Here is a 1,145-nt window from a genome sequence, read left to right as displayed (position 1 = left end):
GCCGTCCCCGACGACATCGACGGCGAGGTCCGCGGCGATCCCCCCAGCATCGGTGCCGATGAATATTCCGCCGCACCACTGCAACCGCTTGCGGGCACCTATACCATCGGCGGCGATCCGGGGGACGACTTTGCCAACCCGACCGAAGCTGTGGACGCCATGAGCGCCAACGGGGTGGGCGGGGCCGTGGTCTTCCAGATCGACCCGGGCACTTACACCGGGCAACTGGAGATACCCGCCATTTCCGGAACCTCCGCCACCAACACCTTCACCTTCGAATCGGCCAGCGGAGTAGCAAGTGACGTGATCCTCACCTTCGCCGCCACAACGGCGGCGGACAACTACGTGCTGCGGCTGCGCAACGCCGCTCACCTGCGCCTGCGCAATCTGACGGTAGCGGCCACCGGCACTACCTACTCCCGGGCGATCCACGGCCAGAACGGACTCCAGGACCTGCTCATCGAGGGCTGCCGCCTTACCTCCTCGGCAACGAGTACGAACTCATTTTCCGCCGGCATTTACCTGGAGCCCACGCTGTCCGAAAGCGTTCGCATTCACGACAGCTACTTCTCCGGCGGTGCCTACGCCCTCTACTACAGCAATGGTAGCGGAGCGGTGAGCGGTACGGAGTTTACCGATAACGTGGTCGAGGATTCCTACCTCGGCGTTTACCTGGACGACCTGACGGATGTGCTCGTTACCGGCAATCGCATCACTAACCCCGCACGGGCGAACGCCCAGATCGCCCTATACCTGAACAACTGCGATGCGCCCGCCGCCTCACCCAGCCTGGTGGCTAACAACTTCCTGACCGCCACCAGCGGCAATCGAGTACTCTTTGCCGCCAACAGCGACAACCTGCGCCTCTACCACAACAGCCTCAACCAGCGGGGTGCGGGCCCGGCACTCTACCTGGGGAGCAATCCGGATGTGGAGGTGAAGAACAACATCCTGCGCGCCACCACCGGCTACGCGGCGGACGTGACCAACAATGCCGGACTGGACATGAATTACAACGACCTGTACACCACGGGCACCTACCTGGCGCGCTACAGCGGCGCGCCCCTGACCGACCTGGCCGCCTGGCAGTCCGCCTCCGGGCAGGGCGCCAACTCCCTCAGTTTCGCCCCCCAGTACCTCTCCGA

Annotated in this window: 1 protein-coding gene; it reads left to right on the top strand. The window is 64.2% G+C overall.

The genetic code is table 11. The annotated features are described in order from the left end of the window. Positions 1 to 1,145, top strand: a 1,145-nt coding sequence (locus GGR28_RS18850; RefSeq protein ID WP_183497387.1) for a right-handed parallel beta-helix repeat-containing protein, incomplete at both ends; no start/stop codon positions are given.

Origin of the sequence: Neolewinella aquimaris, from assembly GCF_014197245.1 — a bacterium.
GTDB lineage: Bacteria > Bacteroidota > Bacteroidia > Chitinophagales > Saprospiraceae > Neolewinella > Neolewinella aquimaris.
Note: the sequence above shows the minus strand (reverse complement) of the source record. Positions and strands in the feature narration are given on the sequence as shown.